The following is a 16503-nucleotide window of genomic DNA, read 5'->3' on the forward strand; positions in this document are numbered from 1 at the left end:
GATTATTACCTCCTAAGTTATTTATGTTGATAGATTATAATATGAAATGAGTTTGAATACTGTTGTAATATATGTCATGTTGGAGAAGTGAGTGAGAATTATATCAGGAAAATACTGTGAGTTTTTAACGAACTTTAAATTTTGTTACATAATAACTATTATAATTTGTCAACTTTGAAACCATTAAACTATACTATCTATCGTCATAATCATCATATTCAGTAAAGTCATCTTTTCTATAGGATCTCTTATTAGGTCCGTATTCTTGATTTTGATAAGGATTTCTATCAGTATCTCTTTCATAAGGTTTATTATGAACGTGATCATGATCAGCATCATATGGTTCATCACAATCAGGAGTAATAATTAATTGTCGTATTTTTACATCATTAAACCAAACTTTTATTGAATACTTTTTGTTTGACCATATAGGACCAAATAAAAACTGCCCACATTCATCTGTAAAGGTATGTGTTATAGGCTTAAGCGTACAGTTAGGACCTGGATTTATTACTTCAAAAAGTTTTACAACTACATCTTTTACAGGATTACTTTTCCAGTCTTTAACTACACCATGTATTATGCTTCTCTTTTCTTCAGGCATTTTTATAATAGCTTCAATCGGTTCATTTTCTTTAGGGAAGAAATTAGACTTAACTAACCTAGCACCCAATTAAAAATCCTCCTAATAAATATATTACATGCATAATACATTTTATTAGCATGTAATATAATATATGTACTTTAATATGCTTTGATAATTAAGGAGCAAAAGGTAATAAATAACTTACAAGTGTAATATTTATAAAATAAATAACCATAATAGGAGGGTTTTATGGGAATTATAAGGAATTTTGTTGATGTTATAGGCATTACACCAGAAAATGAATTGCCAAATAAGATAAATGGACAAATTGTTGAATATAGTGAGGTTGATTACATATATATATCTGAAAATAGGCCGAAAGTAAACACGCTTTATCAGGCTCATATTAAGGTGGAAGTAAAGTCCAAAAGAATAATAAATTCACCACTAGGTCAAATAATTGTACTTGACGGTGTTAAGAAAATTAAGCTAATTTATACACAAGAAGGAATAGAAGAAAAGGCCAATATAGTAGATTGTCAACTTCCTTATAATACATTTATTGATTTACCTAATGAAAGTGGCAATATTAGTAATATAGATATTCATGTTTTAGATGCTTATTTTGATATTATTAATGCAAAGAAGATTTATGTACACCTACTTTACTTAATAAATGTGAACTATGATAGGAAATTTAATACTGCAAAGCAATCAGAGAGTATTGACGAGGAGACAAATCAAGGTTTAAAGATTGATATAAGCCAAAAAGATATAAGTTATGTATTAGATGATACATCTACAGAAGATAAACTTAAACAAAGAGAAAATAAAAAAAATTTATGAGAACTCCTTTAATTTGTGGTAACATAGATGTAATAAAGGAAGTAGTTTCTTTAACGAGAATCTTTCTTGGGTTATATAGTTAAAACAATATTTATAAAATAGAAAGTAAATTTTATAGATGATAATATATTAGTAAAAGGCATTACTTCTCAAGTGATGCCTTTTACTAATATGCCACTTGAAGTAGAATTTTATCTGTATTTACTTAGATTTAATTACATTGGATACTAATATATAATAAAATATGAAGTAATATGCTTATTTAGATGAATATATATTTATACGATCGTAAATATATACTGAAATTATCATTTGAAAAAGTATGAACATAAATTTTTGGATGTTTAACAAATTTAAGCTGTTTAATGGGGGATTTAGAAGTGATAAATATATTTTTAAATGACAAAAGTCAAATTATTATCAGAGAAGCTAATAAGAGAGATGCGAAGGAAATGATTGATTTTTATAATGTTGTAGGAGGAGAAACAGATTTTCTTTCATTTGGGAAAAATGAGTTTATAAGAGAATTGAAAGACTACGAGAATTATATTGAAGGTGTGTATAAAGAAGAAAACTCTATAATATTTTTAGCTACTATTGAGGACAAAATTGTAGGTATAGCATCAATTAACTCTAACCAAAAAGCAAGAACTAAACATGTAGGAGTTTTAGGAATAGTTGTAGCTAAAGATTTTTGTGGCTTAGGATTAGGTAGTAAAATCATAGAGCACCTGATAAAGTGGGCTAAAGAAAATAAAGTTACTAAAAAAATAACCCTTGTAACTAGGGAAGATAATACAAATGCTATAAGATTATATGAAAAGTTTGGTTTTGAAGTAGAAGGACTTATGAAAGCTGATAACTATATAGATGGAGTTTATTACAATACACTAATGATGAGCTTGATGATTTAAAAGAAGATTATATAGAGTTCCTAACTCAACTGTACTATTAATTTATATATGCTCGAGAATTCCCGTAAGCCGAGATTTTTGAACAAGTATAAATTAAGTTTTGATACAGGAACTCTTTTGTACATTAATTAATATAATTAGCATTGCACAAATATAACATGCAATGCTAATTATGGTTTGTAAAAACTATTAATTAAGTGAAACAGATATATCAATGAATTATCTAAACACAAGAATTTTATTAAGTTATTTTCTATTCTTGATAGAGTGTATTCCTGTAATAAATATATCAACCATTATAGTTAGACTTTCATCTACATCAAACGGCATTGCAAAGCCACCGGTTTGTTCCAATGAAGCAAAGCCATGAAGCATACTTCTTAGTCCTCTCACTATATGAATTTGATCTTCCTTTTCTAAATTATATGAATTTAGGACTAATAATAGCAAATCTACAATCTTGTCTGCTGCAATTTTAAATTTATCATTTTCAGTGTTAGGAGCAAAGATTATTGCATTATATAGTCCGGGGTATTGTCTTACAAAAGAAACATACGCTGCTGATAAACTGCGGATAGCTTCATCTTTTGATTTACCAATAGTAGCTCTAACTAGTAATTCATATAACTGTTCCATACCGTATATAGCTAAATTAACTTTAAGTTCACTCATTCCACTAACATGATTATATAGAGAAGGTGACTTTACATTTAATCTTTTTGATAACTCTATCATTGTTACCGCATCGATTCCTTCTGTGTTGGCTATATCTGCAGCTATTTTTAGAATAGTACTTAAATCAAGATTTACCCTAGGTGACATTTGTTATACTCCTTTAATTATTTATTTATTGCTATTTTAGCATCCTGTATAGCTTTTTTCATAGCATCTACAGGATTTTTAAGCATTGTTCCATGACCAGTGGCTAATAAAGTTGGTTCATATTGCAGCAGTTTTTCTGCGCTTTGTATAGCAAGTTCTTTACTCCATGTGGATAGACTAGGAAAAGGGAATGTAGGTACTAGCTTACCAGCTACGGCTATACCACCTCTAAGCTGAAAGGCATCGCCTACAATAAGTGAATTACTTCTTCTGTCTAAAAAAGCCATCATTCCAGGAGTATGACCAGGAGCGTAAATTGAGGTTAATGATTCTATAGCATCTCCATCTTCTAGTAATACATCGGCACTCATAATACTTTTTTTAGGAACCCCACCTTTAATAGGTGCTTGAGGTTCATTAGGATTAAGTGATAAGTCTCCCAACAAAATTGGATTTTCTCGTTTAGAAATATATACTTTAGCATTAGGTAAAGCTTGTTTAAGAGTTTGTAATGAACCTATATGATCACTATGAGCATGGGTTAAAACTATTCGTTCAATAGGTTTACCTATTTTATCTGCAGTTCTTAATATTCCCTTTAAATTAATTGGAATTCCAGCATCTATCAATGTAAGGCTAGTTTTTTCTTCTACAATATATACATTTACAGGAAAAATACGAGGAAAGAAAGTCAACTGATAAATCATACCTATCTGAGTTAGTTTCATATAAATCACCTCTGAACTAATTATATTAATATAATAACTAATTACATTAGTTTTGTGAAGAGTTTTTATAGAATTTATAAAAAATAATTATAATCAGTTTTAAGCATAAACATATAATATTGTAATTGGCTTACTTTATCTATAATAGGATGCAACAATAGTGAAGCCATAGGCATAATCTATTACTATAAACTAAAATTATAATGATTAAATTGGTAGAAAATAAAGATGTTGTAAATTGTAATTTCAATAATATTGATATATAATAAAGCAACGATATTATTGAATTTTAATAGCTTTTGTAGTGTAGGAAAAAGTAAAATGGAGGCATAGGTATGAGTAAACTTGATTTTTCAGATCTAGAACGTGAAATTAAAGATACAGTTAAAAGTGCATTGGATTCCATAGATATAGATATCAATAATCTGAAGCAGGATTTTAATAATAAAGCAGAAGATACCATAAATGAAGTGAAAGAAAACGTGAAGACTAAATCTCAGAAATTTAATGATAAAATGAATGATAAAGCTCAGAAATTTAATGATAAGATGAAGAATAAATCTGAAAAATTTAATGATAAAATGAAATATAAGGTACAAAATCAATATAAAAACGTTACTGATATTGTTACTAAAGACCAAAAAGAGATGCAAAAATATATAAGTAAGAAACCGGTAGGACGTGTATCTGGGGTAGTTTACATGACTTTGGGTATTACAGGAAGCGTGTTATTTGGTGTTCAAACGGCAGTATATGCAGCCTTTATTTCTGTTTTAGGTAAGTTCTTAATAGCAAATCTTGTAGGCCTTGGAGTGGTAGCATCATTTTTTATAATAAGTATGATAATGACGTTTAAAGGTATAAGCTTAAGGAAAAGAGTGAGACGTTTTAGAAAATATATAAGTTGTCTTGGAAGTAATAGCTATTGCAATATTGAAAAATTGGCTAAAGTTATTGGTGAAAAAGAAAGGTTTGTTATTAAAGATTTAAGGAAGATGATTGAACTTGGTATGTTTACTCAAGGTCATTTAGATGATAATAATACATTGCTTATGATAAGTAATGAAGTTTACGATAATTATCTAGAAGCACAGAAGGCTTATAAGAGACGTAAAGAAGAAGAACTTAGAAATGAGAAAAAAGAACAAGAAGAAGAAAAAATAAATGATCTACAAGATGAACAATTGAAGAGTACACTTGAAATTGGGAATAATTATATTGAGCAGATAAAGAAGTTGAATGATGCTATACATGAAGAAAAAATTTCTACTAAATTAGGTAGGCTTCAGGATATTGTTGGGCAAATACTTAGCTTTGTAGAGAATAATCCTAAGAAGTTGCCAGCGGTTAGTAAGTTTATAAGACACTATCTGCCAATGACGATTAAATTGATCAGTACGTATAACGAGTTAAACGATCAAGCTGTACAAGGAGAAAATATTAAAAAGTCTAAAGTTGAGATTGAAAATACAATAGATACTGTTAATGATGCTTTTGAGAAGCTTCTGGATGATTTGTTTGAAGATGTTGCTTTAGATATTTCTACTGATATATCTGTACTACAAACACTTTTTACACAAGAAGGATTAACGAAAAATGATTTCAAGAAATAGTATAGTGAATTAATAGGAGGAACTAAGAGTGAATGATGAACTAAAAGAAAATATCAATATTACACCGAGTCTAACTTTTGACCCTTTTGAAGAGAATGTCACTACAACTAAAGTTCAAGAAGAAAAAAAGAAGAATGATTTGATTGATGAAAGTTATCTTACAGATGAAGAAAAGAAAATGGTCTATGACTTTGTGGAGAAGATTGATATAACAAATTCTAACTCTATACTTCAATATGGAGTGGGAGCACAAAAGAAAATTGCAGATTTTTCTGAAACAGCCTTAAACAATATCAAGATGAAGGAATTAGGTGAGATAGGTGAAATGCTCACTAATGTGGTAGGTGAACTAAAGAGTTTTGAAGATGAAGAGGATAAAAAGGGCTTTTTTGGCTTCTTTAAGAAAACTTCAGAGAAGATAACCAGGGTGAGAGCAAAATATGAGAAGGTAGAAGCAAACATAAATAAGATTTGTAATCAGCTTGAAAGTCACCAGATCCAACTTCTGAAAGATATTGCTATGCTTGATAAAATGTATGAGATAAACAAGGTGTACTTTAAAGAGCTTTCTATGTATATATTTGCAGGAAAGAAAAAACTTGAAAAGTTGGAGAAGGAAGAACTTCCGTTGTTAGTAGATAGAGCAACGAAATCAGGCCTTCCAGAAGATGCTCAAGCGACTAATGATTTCGTATCTCTTTGTAATCGCTTTGAAAAGAAGATTCATGATCTGGAGTTAACTAGAATGATATCACTTCAGATGGCTCCGCAGATTCGTCTTGTTCAAAATAATGATTCTTTAATGTCAGAGAAAATACAATCTACAATAGTGAATACAATACCACTTTGGAAAAGTCAAATTGTTTTGGCTCTTGGGGTTGCACATTCTACTAATGCTGCGAGAGTACAAAATGAAGTTACTAATATGACTAATGAACTACTTAGAAAAAACGCAGAGACTCTTAAGATGTCAACTATAGAGACAGCTAAAGAATCAGAAAGAGGGATTGTAGATATCGAAACACTTCGTGCTACAAATGAATCTTTAATTTCCACTCTAGATGAGGTGCTTCGAATACAAACAGAAGGTCGTCAAAAGCGTAAGGAAGCGGAAGTGGAATTACAAAGTATTGAAGAGCAGTTAAAGAATAAACTCTTGAGTCTTAGAAATTAATATATCACTAAGCGAAATTAAATAATAGAATTTGATTTTTTTATCTTACACTGGTATCATTGCGATGATACCAGTTTTTTGCTGTTTAGAAAATATAAAATTTTAAAATTAGTTAAATGTAGATATTTCAATTGCTTTAGAAGTTGGAGGATGATTATGGGAAACAGAATTTTAATAGAAGTTTGTTGTGGTTCAGTTGATGATGCTATAGAAGCAGAAAGAGGCGGGGCTGACAGAGTAGAACTAAATTCTAATGTAATGTATGGAGGACTCACTCCTTCTGCTGGAGCTATACTTGAGGCTAAGGAAAGACTTAATATACCTGTAGTAGTAATGATAAGGCCTAGAGAAGGTGGATTTTGTTATACTGAAGAAGAATTTAGAGTAATGGAAAAGGATGTTAAAGTAGCACTACAGTGTGGAGCTGATGGTATAGTTTTCGGTATATTGAAAGAAGATGGAAGAATAGATATTGAAAGATGCAAAAGAATTGTTGAATTAGCAGGAGATAAGGAAGTTATTTTTCATAGAGCTATCGATGTTGTACCTGATGTGTTTGAAGCATTAGATATACTTATGGAATTAGGAGTTAAGAGAGTACTTACAAAGGCACAAGAGAATACCATTGAAGACGGGTATGAGCTACTCACAAAAATCATTGATCACTGTGGTGATAGGTTAGAAATCCTACCTGGTGGGATAAAGCTTCATAATGTAGAAGAATATGCACCAAAGCTTGGTTGTAATCAAATACATATTGCTTCATTTATCGAACAAACTGATCCATCAGCAAAACAAAAGCCACACGTGTTTTTCGGAAATGCTTCTAAGAATGCAGAGCATAAATATAATCTTATTAACCAAGAGTTTGTAAGGAAAATAAGAGATGCTGTAGATAAAATATAATTATAAAAATTTATATTAGGAAGATTAAAAAAAGATTTGTAAAACCTCTCTGAAAAGGCTGATTCAGTGAGGTTTTTGCTTTAACTTAAGATGATGTGATCAACCTTTGTTGAAATTAATCTGAAAAAATCATTTAATTCTAATAGATCGCTCATATAGCATCTCTTGTATAACCATTTAATTTCAACATTTGTACTAAACATAATCTAAAAATAACAACTGAGTCAGAAACTCTATACAGATGTATTTTGCAAACTAGTAGCGAAAATATTTACGGAAATTTACGAAAATAAATTATTGAGATACATGATAGACTTATTAGTTGAAATAGAGATTTGCTATGGATTAATTAATATATAACTTGTACGTAAAAGTGAGAAAGACTAAGAGAATGAGATGTAAAATGAGCTTATGGGAAGAAAATACAAATTACCCAGTGAAAACGGTAACAAAAGGAAGTTGAGAAAACAGTTTTCGGAAACTATAATAAAAATACAAAAACGTTTTCGAAGAGGGGTGGTTAGAAATTATGAATTTATGGGAGGTAGAGTTAGGCCAATATAATAAAAATGATATCAAGAAATACGAAACCATTTTTGTGCTGGCTAATGGATACAAAGGTCTACGAGGAAGCTTAGAATTTTCAACGCTCGGAAATAGAGGGAACTTTGTAGCTGGAGTCTTTGATAAAGGCCAAGCTCAGGTAACTGAAATTGTAAACTGTCAGGATCCACTAGGTTTTAATATCTATATAGATAATGAACTTGTGAACATGGAAGAGTGTTCGGTAGATAGTTTTAAAAGAGTACTTAATATGAAGGAAGCTATCCTTTCTGCGGAATTAGTTGTAACTACTAAGTCAGGAAAAACAATAGAGATTAATTCGGAAAGATATGTGAGTAAACGTAATGTTCATAGATGGGCAAGTAAGTATGAAATAACACCTAAAAATTTTAGTGGGAAGGTATTTATAGAAAACTATATAGACGGCAGCATAACTAATAGTTCTAATGATGTTATGAATAGGACAAAGCACCTCGGTATAATACAAGCTTATGATATACGACCAGGTATAGCACTAGAAACAAGAACTATTGATAAGAAAATAGGAATAATAGAGCTTACTAGATTAATTGGAGAGAATTTAAAAGGTAATATCTTTAAAGCAAGGAGATACAGTCAGCTGGGAGAAAAGGTAGTAGAAGTATATGAAACCTTTATGAGAGCAGGAAATACTGAAACTATCTATAAGTATGGAACTACTTATACTGATAGAGATACTGATGAAAAACTCTATTACTCAGCCTTAGAAGAATTGAATAACTTTGTTCTAGAAGGTTATGAGACAGAAAAAACTAGTCATTCTGATGCTTGGGATGAAGTTTGGAAGGATATAGACATTCAAATACAAGGAGATGATAAAGCACAAGTTGGCATACGTTTTAATCTATTCCAGCTGGCAGCATCTGCTTATGAAGGTGATCAAAAGGTAAGTATAGCAGCAAAGGCATTACATGGAGAAGGTTATAAAGGACATGTGTTTTGGGATACTGAAGTATTTATGCTTCCATTTTTTATATATACTAGACCTAAAGCAGCAAAAGCGCTTTTGATGTATAGATATAATACTTTGGATGGAGCTAGAGAAAATGCAAGGTTAAGCGGCTATAAAGGAGCCAGATTCCCGTGGGAAGCGGCTGATGATGGCACAGAAGTTACACCAAAATGGGGATTTGATTATGAAGGCAATGCAGTAAGGATTTGGACTGGTGATGAAGAGTTCCACATAAATTCTGATATTGCTTTTGGGATAACTGAATATTTTAGAGTTACAGGAGATGAAGATTTTCTAATAAACTTTGGGGTTGAAATGCTTTTAGATACTGCAAAGTTTTGGGAAAGTAGAGTTGAGTACAATAAGGAAGAGGATAGATATGAGATAAACTCGGTCATAGGACCAGATGAATTCCATGAACATGTTAATAATAATGTTTTTACAAATTATCTTGCAAAATGGAATATTGATAAAGCTCTTTATTTTAAAGAATGGCTTAATGGAAAAGATGAGAATAAACTTAAGATTTTATGTAATCAGTTATGTGTAAATGAAGAAGATTTTGAAAAGTGGGTAGATATTTCAAGGAAGATATATATTCCTAAAAGTGAAGATGGGACTATTATAGAACAGTTTCAAGGTTTCTTTGATTTAGACTATCTCCCTATAACAGAATATGATCAAAATAGTATGCCAATTTGGCCAAAGGGAGTTAAGCTTGACAGACTGGGAGATACTCAACTAATTAAGCAAGCTGATGTGGTACAACTTATGCTTATGCTCCCAGAGGAATTTTCCTATGATATTAAGAAAGCAAACTATGAGTACTATGAAAAGAGAACTATGCACAAATCCTCATTAAGTCCATCAATGTATTCAATCTTAGGTCTTGCAGTTGGAGACACAAACAATGCATATAAGTATTTCATGAAAACAGTATATACAGACTTAGAGGATAATCAAGGTAATACTGACTTTGGATTGCATGGTGCTTCTACTGGAGGGTCATGGCAAAGCGTGGTTTTTGGTTTTGCAGGATTATCCATTGGACTGGATGGCAACTTAAAATTAAGACCTTGGATTCCAAGCAATTGGGACAAATTATGTTTTGGAGTTAATTGGAGAAATTCAAAGCTTCAGTTCTCCATATATCAAGATGTTGTTGAGGTATATTCTACTGGGGAAAATTCTATTTCAGTCAATGACAGAATATATAAAATATCTAAAAATTCGACAGTAGTTATTAAAAAGTAGTTCTAAAAGCACTATAATAGTACTTATGGATAAATCTTCAATGATAAAGGGGTAAAATTATGCAAGGAAAGAATATTACAATTCGAGATGTAGCAAAGAAGGCAGGCGTTTCTATAAGTACTGTTTCTAGAGCTTTTAATAAATATGAAGATATAAGTGAAAGTACAAGAGAGCATATCCTTAAGATAGCAGCGGAGCTTGGATATCATCCTAATATAGTTGCTAAGAGTTTAAGTGCTAACAGAAATTATCGTATGGCTATTATAGTAGAGGATTACATGCCAGACGATTATGCAACTTATGAGATTTTTATGGCGTTTAGATCTGAGCTTTCTGAACAAGGATATGAATCAATAATTCTATCCACGACAACAGATATTCAAAAGGTGGAAAACTTAAGTAAGATACCTCATGAAAAGCAAGTGGATGGAGTATTTATATTGGGATTGAAGATGACTGATGAATACTTTAAACAATTAGAAAGTTTTAAGTATCCATGTGTTTTATACGATATTTCTATCAAAAATGATTTGTGCAGCTCCGTAGGTGTAGATAACGTAAAAGGTGCTGCGAAGGCAGTAGAACACTTAATAGAGCAAGGTCACGAAAAGATAGCATTTATTAATGGACATGAAGATGCTCAAGTAAGCTATGAAAGATTAGACGGCTATTACTTAGCATTAGCAAGACAGGGATTATTAATTGATAAAAACCTTGTTATTAGTGGCGGTTTTAGTTTTGATGGTGGAAAAGAAGCTGCAGTTAAACTAATCGGTGAGCATAAGGAGGTTACCGCTATATTTTGTGCTTCAGATTTAATGGCTTGTGGTGCGATGGAAGGAATTAAGGAAATGGGGCTCTGCATTCCGGAAGACATAGCTGTTGTTGGATTTGATGATATAAATATATGTGAATATGTAACGCCAAAGCTTACGACTATTAGACAAGAAAGAGATAAGATAGGAAGAACTGCAGCTTTGCAGTTAGTTGAAATGATAAATGGTAAATCACCAGCAAGAAGTATCATAGAGCCGAAATTAATAGTGAGGGAGTCGTCAGTTAAGATAAAAAAATGAATTTATGAGGGGATGTTATTATGAGAAAAAGATTATTATCAATTGTATCAGCAGCTGTTATAGTAACAGGTTTATTTGCTGGATGTGGTAACAGCAGTAAAGATAACAGTTCAAGTGAATCTAATAAAAAAATTACACTTAAGGTAGGGGTTTGGAGTTCATCTCCAGCTGAAACAAAATTATTAGATAGTCAAATAGCAGCTTTTACAAAAGCTCATCCAAACATAACTTTAGAGAAGCAAGTAATAACTGGAGATTACAATCAGGCTATGCAGACAAAGATTGCATCTAAAACAGAACCAGATTTGTTTTATCTAGATGTATCTTTAGCTCAAGCATATATATCAAAAGGAGCGTTAGCACCTATAGATGAATACTTAGATAAAGAAGATCTAAAAGATTTTTCATCAAATCTTCTAGCTGGATACCAAAAGGACGGAAAAACATATGGTCTTCCAAAGGATACTAATGTTTTAGCGCTATTCTATAACAAAGATATGCTTTCAAAAGCAGGAGTTTCAGTGCCAACAACTTGGGCAGAGCTTCAAGATGTAGCAAAGAAACTTACAACTGATAAGGTAAAGGGATTAGCACTTCAAGATGATGTAGCTAGATGGGGAGTCTTCGCAAATCAATCAGGAAGCAAAATATATGATGACGGAAAATTAAATATAACTAATGAAGGAACTATAAAGGGACTTGATTTTTATACCTCCTTTGTTAAGAATGGTACAGGTTCTGATCCTAAATCCTTAGGCGCAGGCTGGGGAGGAGAGGCCTTCTATAAAGAAAAGGCTGCAATGACTTTCGAAGGTGGATGGTTAATTCCAGCTATTGCTGAATCAGCACCAAATCTAAAATATGGTATTGCTTTATTACCAAAAGGTGATAACGATGGAAACTATGCGTTCACAGTTTCTTACTCTATGAGTAAGAATACAAAGAATCCTAAGGAGACAGCAGAAGCAATTAAATTCTTAACAGGAAAAGAAGCTCAACAGATGACCGCTGAAAGTGGATTGGCTATGCCAACTAGAACTTCACTTGGAGATGTATACGTTTCAAAGTTCCCTGAGAGAAAGGCTTTAGTTGATGGAGTTGCTAATGCTACAGTTTATACTTATGGATTAGAACATGCTAAAGTAAATGATGCACTTACTAATGCTTGCACTGAAGTAAGACTTGGAAAATCAGATGCTAAAACTGCATTAGAAAAGGTAAAAACATCTATAGGACAATAGTGTAATAGGGAAGCGTAGTTGTACGCTTCCTATTTTTAAAAGAGAGGAGTGAGTCTTATGCATCAAATCCAGAATAATAGAAGGGCTTCACTTAAGAAAAATAGCAGTAAATATAAAGTTAGAGAAAAAATTGATGGATGGCTTTTTGTACTTCCTTTCGTAATTTCAGCTTTGATTTTTTTCATAGGTCCAATGGTTACAGCTTTTATTCTAAGCTTTAAAGAATATTCTCTTCTTGATGGCGTAAGCATATTTGAGGCAAAAAATGTAGGGCTTAAAAACTATATAGATGTTTTTAAAGATGTTGACTTTAGAATAGCTGTATTAAATACAATTAAATATTCAATAACAGTAGTACCGGCACAACTTATCATTGCGTTGTTACTGGCATTAGTTGTTGACTCAAATATAAAAGGAAAGACTTTTTTCAGGGTTGCTTATTATATACCTACATTAACATCCACTGTTGCAGTTTCAGTTATGTTTTTGTTTATATTCAATGTAGATGGAGTTTTAAATAAGTTTTTAGCTATATTCCATGTGGCGCCGAAGAATTGGTTTTCAGAGCCTAACTTTGCTCTTCCTGCAATAATAATAATGGCTGTATGGGCTTCCGTTGGTAACTACATGATAATATTTTTATCAGGGCTTCAAGATATTCCAGTCAATATACATGAAGCAGCTACTATAGATGGAGCTAGTAATCTCCAAAGATTTTTCAAAATAACACTGCCTTTAATAAGACCAACTTTCTTTTTCAACTTAGTTGTGTCAATTATAGGAACTCTTCAAGTTTTTGATCAGGCATATATAATTTCCGGAGGAACTGGAGGGCCTTTGGGAAAAACTATGACAATAGTATTATATCTATACAATAAAGGCTTTAAGGATTTTAGAATGGGGTATGCAAGTGCTATCGCTTTTGTTCTGTTCGCGATGATTTTTGCCCTTACATTAGTTCAAAAATCAATATTTAAAGAAGAAAGTGCATAGGAGGGAAGTAAGATGAAAAACAAAAAATCTATATCACCAATTAGAATTGTTTTTTATTTAGTTCTAATTGGGTATGCATTTATAACCTTAGGTCCTTTCCTATGGAGTGCAATTACATCATTGAAGCCTACTTCAGAGGTTAATAACTTTTCGGTTAATCTAAAAGCTCTATCCTTTAAAAATTATATATTCGTATTTAAGAATTACCCATTTTTAAGATGGACTATGAATTCTATCATAGTAGCTGGTGTTGTAACTTGTGGCAACTTATTATTTAACTCTATGGCGGGATATTCCTTAGCTAGAATTAATTTTCCAGGAAGAAATGCAATGTTTTTAGCAGTGCTAGGAATGATGATGATTCCTGGACAGGTCGTGATGGTGCCTACCTATATACTATTAAGTAAACTAGGCTGGGTAAATACCTATAAGGGAATGACTATACCGTTTTTGACCAGCCTATTTGGAATATTCTTAATGAGACAGTTTTATTTAAGTATTCCCAAAGAAGTGGAAGAGGCAGCAGAGGTTGATGGTCTCGGAAAGTTTGGAACATTTTTTAGAATAGTAATGCCAATGTCTAAGACTGCTTTAACAACTCAATTTATACTAATGTTCACTGGAAATTGGAACAGTTTTTTATGGCCAAGTTTACTTGCTCAGTCTACTGAAATGTATACCTTACCTGTTGGGCTTAACTCCTTCTATGGTCAATATTTTCAAGCCTCAGATCAGGTTATGGCAGGAGTTATGATATTGTCCTTACCATCAATCTTAATATTCTTCCTGCTTCAAAGGAATTTTGTTAAGGGACTTACTAATTCTGAAGGAAAAGAGTAGAGAAAAAAATATAATTAATGTGAATTTTTATATATTTCATGTTTATGCATCGCTAAAAGTGATGCATTTTTATTTTATAAGAAGGTATAAATTTTGATTTAGTTAAGCTTAGACATTTCAATGGCTATATAAATTATTCCAATATAATGAACCACAAGGTAATTAGAGGAAACTAGTTCTAAGCAGTATAACTCATATATGGCTGCGGTTAGGCTAATAGAAGATTCGATTTGATTTTCAAATAACAGCAGCCCTGTGAGGAGAGATTTATATGAACGTATTTAACACAAAAATGCTAGATAGAATAATAAGCTTGATAGAAAAATGTTATTACGTTTTATTTATATTAATATTAATATTAATATTAATATTAATATTAATATTAATATTAGCAGCATTTAATATATTTCATAATCTAGGAAATGTACCTATAGATAGCTGGGATGAAGCAAGACACGGTGTAAGCGCTTATGAAATGATGAGAAGAAATGATTATATCGTAAATACATATACTTATAAGAATGATTATTGGAACTTAAAACCACCAATAAGCTATTGGGCTATTGTTTTAGGTTATAAAATGGTTGGTTTTAATCCATTAGGTTTAAGAATAATTCCAGCATTTGCAGCTATGCTTACAATATTCATAATTTCGATATATTGTTTGTATACCAAGGGAAGAATAGCATCATTGGTATCAGCTTCAGTATTGACAACAACTATACCATATATAACAGAACACTGTGCAAGAACTGGAGACGCTGATTCTATTTATGTACTTTTTTTTACTATAGCCATATTATGTTTATCTCTAATTGAAAAGAATAAGAAATGGCTTTATGGATATGGATTGGCCTTTGCTTTGGCATTTTTGACAAAGAGCTGGCATGCTGGAAGTATTGCTGTTATAGGAATAATATATTTGTTATTTAGTAAGCTTTTATTTAAATTCAAAATAAGACATATTATTGCACTAATATTAAGTGCATCAATTCCAATTGCAATTTGGTTGGTGTTAAGATATCCAAAAGACGGATTAGAATTTTTAAAGAATATGATAGGGTACGATCTGATGGCCAGAACTTCAACCTGCCTGGAGGGTCATGTTGGTGGAGTGTGTTATTACATAGAGCATCTTCAAGTACTAAACTTCTACTGGGCAGTAGTTCTAATGGGAATCTTAGTTGCTTTGGTAGCTTTTCTTGATGAATATAAATCAAACAGTAAATTAGTAAGCTGTGTTTTTACGGTAGTACTATGGATAGCAGTTCCATTTTTGTTTTATACTTTTGCTAAGACAAAAATTACGTGGTATATACTACCTGTATTTCCTGCTATGGCTGTAGCTATAGGTGTAGGTTCGGATTTTTTGTTAAAAGCAAAAGCTAGAAATATAATTTCTCAAATTTTGATTATAACCATATTAGCAGTAGCAACATATAAGAATGAGGCGTTAATTAGAGAAAAAATTTTGACATTCAATAAAAACCCTAATCAAGAACTGTTTAAAGAGGTTGGTGCAAGTAAAGATTATAAGGGCAGAAAAATATATATGCAGAATTGTGTACGTGAGCAGAATTTGGTATTAACCTCAGAATTATATGCTGATTTAAAACCTAGCAACGATGGTCTAGAAGGGTTCTTAAAAGACAACACGGAAAAGCCGTTATTACTTACGACCAAGGATGAAGCTAGAAGGCTTGGAGATAAAATAGGTAAGCTAAAATTGGTATTTGAAAGCAGGGGTGTGTATATATTTACGAAGTAATATAAATTTAATTATGTAGTGGTTCATATATAGAAGAAAAAAATTGATACTGCAAGTTTTTGTGAAAATAATTATACCATTAAAAACACCTGTTACAAGGGTGTTTTTTTACTGTATAGGAAAATATAAAAGCTTTAAGTTAATAAGTAATTATTAATCTCTTTGTAAGTTTGAAAGTATATTTAAG

The 16503-nt window shown here is 31.4% G+C and carries 14 protein-coding genes; 11 read left to right on the forward strand and 3 right to left on the reverse strand.

The genetic code is table 11. The annotated features are described in order from the left end of the window. Positions 1-193 precede the first annotated feature (193 nt). Positions 194-673, reverse strand: coding sequence for a hypothetical protein (locus tag bsdtw1_RS02650; RefSeq protein ID WP_183276051.1), 480 nt, complete (start codon positions 671-673; stop codon positions 194-196). A 162-nt stretch (positions 674-835) separates the two neighbouring features. On the opposite strand from bsdtw1_RS02650, the gene bsdtw1_RS02655 reads away from it, so the two are divergent. Together bsdtw1_RS02655 and bsdtw1_RS02660 are read left to right on the forward strand one after the other, a co-directional pair. Next, positions 836-1432: a hypothetical protein gene (locus bsdtw1_RS02655; RefSeq protein WP_183276052.1), complete on the forward strand. Its 597-nt coding sequence runs from the start codon at positions 836-838 to the stop codon at positions 1430-1432. Positions 1433-1812: 380 nt separating this feature from the next. Continuing rightward, complete coding sequence (locus tag bsdtw1_RS02660) at positions 1813-2346, forward strand: GNAT family N-acetyltransferase (RefSeq protein WP_244638099.1); 534 nt, start codon at positions 1813-1815, stop codon at positions 2344-2346. Positions 2347-2592: 246 nt separating this feature from the next. On the opposite strand, the gene bsdtw1_RS02665 is transcribed toward bsdtw1_RS02660, so the two are convergent. Together bsdtw1_RS02665 and bsdtw1_RS02670 are read right to left on the reverse strand one after the other, a co-directional pair. After that, complete coding sequence (locus tag bsdtw1_RS02665; RefSeq protein ID WP_183276054.1) at positions 2593-3168, reverse strand: TetR/AcrR family transcriptional regulator; 576 nt, start codon at positions 3166-3168, stop codon at positions 2593-2595. 17 nt (positions 3169-3185) lie between these two features. Then, positions 3186-3896 carry an MBL fold metallo-hydrolase gene (locus tag bsdtw1_RS02670; RefSeq protein WP_183276055.1) on the reverse strand — a complete coding sequence of 237 codons (711 nt, stop codon included), beginning with the start codon at positions 3894-3896 and terminating at the stop codon, positions 3186-3188. Positions 3897-4231: 335 nt separating this feature from the next. Between bsdtw1_RS02670 and bsdtw1_RS02675 the strand changes: the two genes are divergently transcribed. From bsdtw1_RS02675 to bsdtw1_RS02715, 9 genes are all read left to right on the forward strand, one after another. Further along, complete coding sequence (locus bsdtw1_RS02675; RefSeq protein ID WP_183276056.1) at positions 4232-5509, forward strand: 5-bromo-4-chloroindolyl phosphate hydrolysis family protein; 1278 nt, start codon at positions 4232-4234, stop codon at positions 5507-5509. Between the two features lie 28 nt (positions 5510-5537). Then, positions 5538-6683, forward strand: coding sequence for a toxic anion resistance protein (locus tag bsdtw1_RS02680; RefSeq protein WP_183276057.1), 1146 nt, complete (start codon positions 5538-5540; stop codon positions 6681-6683). A 156-nt stretch (positions 6684-6839) separates the two neighbouring features. After that, a complete protein-coding gene (locus bsdtw1_RS02685; protein ID WP_183276058.1) occupies positions 6840-7589 on the forward strand; it encodes a copper homeostasis protein CutC in 750 nt (249 codons plus the stop codon). Between the two features lie 529 nt (positions 7590-8118). After that, on the forward strand, positions 8119-10398 hold the full coding sequence (locus tag bsdtw1_RS02690) for a glycoside hydrolase family 65 protein (RefSeq protein ID WP_244638100.1): 2280 nt from the start codon (positions 8119-8121) through the stop codon (positions 10396-10398). 59 nt (positions 10399-10457) lie between these two features. After that, on the forward strand, positions 10458-11474 hold the full coding sequence (locus bsdtw1_RS02695) for a LacI family DNA-binding transcriptional regulator (protein WP_183276059.1): 1017 nt from the start codon (positions 10458-10460) through the stop codon (positions 11472-11474). A gap of 20 nt (positions 11475-11494) precedes the next feature. Next, a complete protein-coding gene (locus bsdtw1_RS02700) occupies positions 11495-12715 on the forward strand; it encodes an ABC transporter substrate-binding protein (RefSeq protein WP_183276060.1) in 1221 nt (406 codons plus the stop codon). Between the two features lie 57 nt (positions 12716-12772). Next, positions 12773-13708 (forward strand): carbohydrate ABC transporter permease, encoded by a 936-nt coding sequence (locus bsdtw1_RS02705; RefSeq protein ID WP_183276061.1) that lies wholly within the window; start codon positions 12773-12775, stop codon positions 13706-13708. A gap of 12 nt (positions 13709-13720) precedes the next feature. After that, a complete protein-coding gene (locus tag bsdtw1_RS02710; protein WP_183276062.1) occupies positions 13721-14548 on the forward strand; it encodes a carbohydrate ABC transporter permease in 828 nt (275 codons plus the stop codon). A gap of 271 nt (positions 14549-14819) precedes the next feature. Then, positions 14820-16316 carry an ArnT family glycosyltransferase gene (locus bsdtw1_RS02715; protein ID WP_183276063.1) on the forward strand — a complete coding sequence of 499 codons (1497 nt, stop codon included), beginning with the start codon at positions 14820-14822 and terminating at the stop codon, positions 16314-16316. The last annotated feature ends 187 nt before the right edge of the window (positions 16317-16503 follow it).

It is taken from the genome of Clostridium fungisolvens, assembly GCF_014193895.1.
GTDB lineage: Bacteria > Bacillota > Clostridia > Clostridiales > Clostridiaceae > Clostridium_AR > Clostridium_AR fungisolvens.

Excerpts from the sequence above, each read along its gene's own strand:
- bsdtw1_RS02655 (WP_183276052.1), top strand. The coding sequence starts at position 836 with ATGGGAATTATAAGGAATTTTGTTGATGTTATAGGCATTACACCAGAA.
- bsdtw1_RS02665 (WP_183276054.1), bottom strand. The coding sequence starts at position 3,168 with ATGTCACCTAGGGTAAATCTTGATTTAAGTACTATTCTAAAAATAGCT.
- bsdtw1_RS02670 (WP_183276055.1), bottom strand. The coding sequence starts at position 3,896 with ATGAAACTAACTCAGATAGGTATGATTTATCAGTTGACTTTCTTTCCT.
- bsdtw1_RS02675 (WP_183276056.1), top strand. The coding sequence starts at position 4,232 with ATGAGTAAACTTGATTTTTCAGATCTAGAACGTGAAATTAAAGATACA.
- bsdtw1_RS02685 (WP_183276058.1), top strand. The coding sequence starts at position 6,840 with ATGGGAAACAGAATTTTAATAGAAGTTTGTTGTGGTTCAGTTGATGAT.
- bsdtw1_RS02690 (WP_244638100.1), top strand. The coding sequence starts at position 8,119 with ATGAATTTATGGGAGGTAGAGTTAGGCCAATATAATAAAAATGATATC.
- bsdtw1_RS02695 (WP_183276059.1), top strand. The coding sequence starts at position 10,458 with ATGCAAGGAAAGAATATTACAATTCGAGATGTAGCAAAGAAGGCAGGC.
- bsdtw1_RS02700 (WP_183276060.1), top strand. The coding sequence starts at position 11,495 with ATGAGAAAAAGATTATTATCAATTGTATCAGCAGCTGTTATAGTAACA.
- bsdtw1_RS02705 (WP_183276061.1), top strand. The coding sequence starts at position 12,773 with ATGCATCAAATCCAGAATAATAGAAGGGCTTCACTTAAGAAAAATAGC.
- bsdtw1_RS02710 (WP_183276062.1), top strand. The coding sequence starts at position 13,721 with ATGAAAAACAAAAAATCTATATCACCAATTAGAATTGTTTTTTATTTA.
- bsdtw1_RS02715 (WP_183276063.1), top strand. The coding sequence starts at position 14,820 with ATGAACGTATTTAACACAAAAATGCTAGATAGAATAATAAGCTTGATA.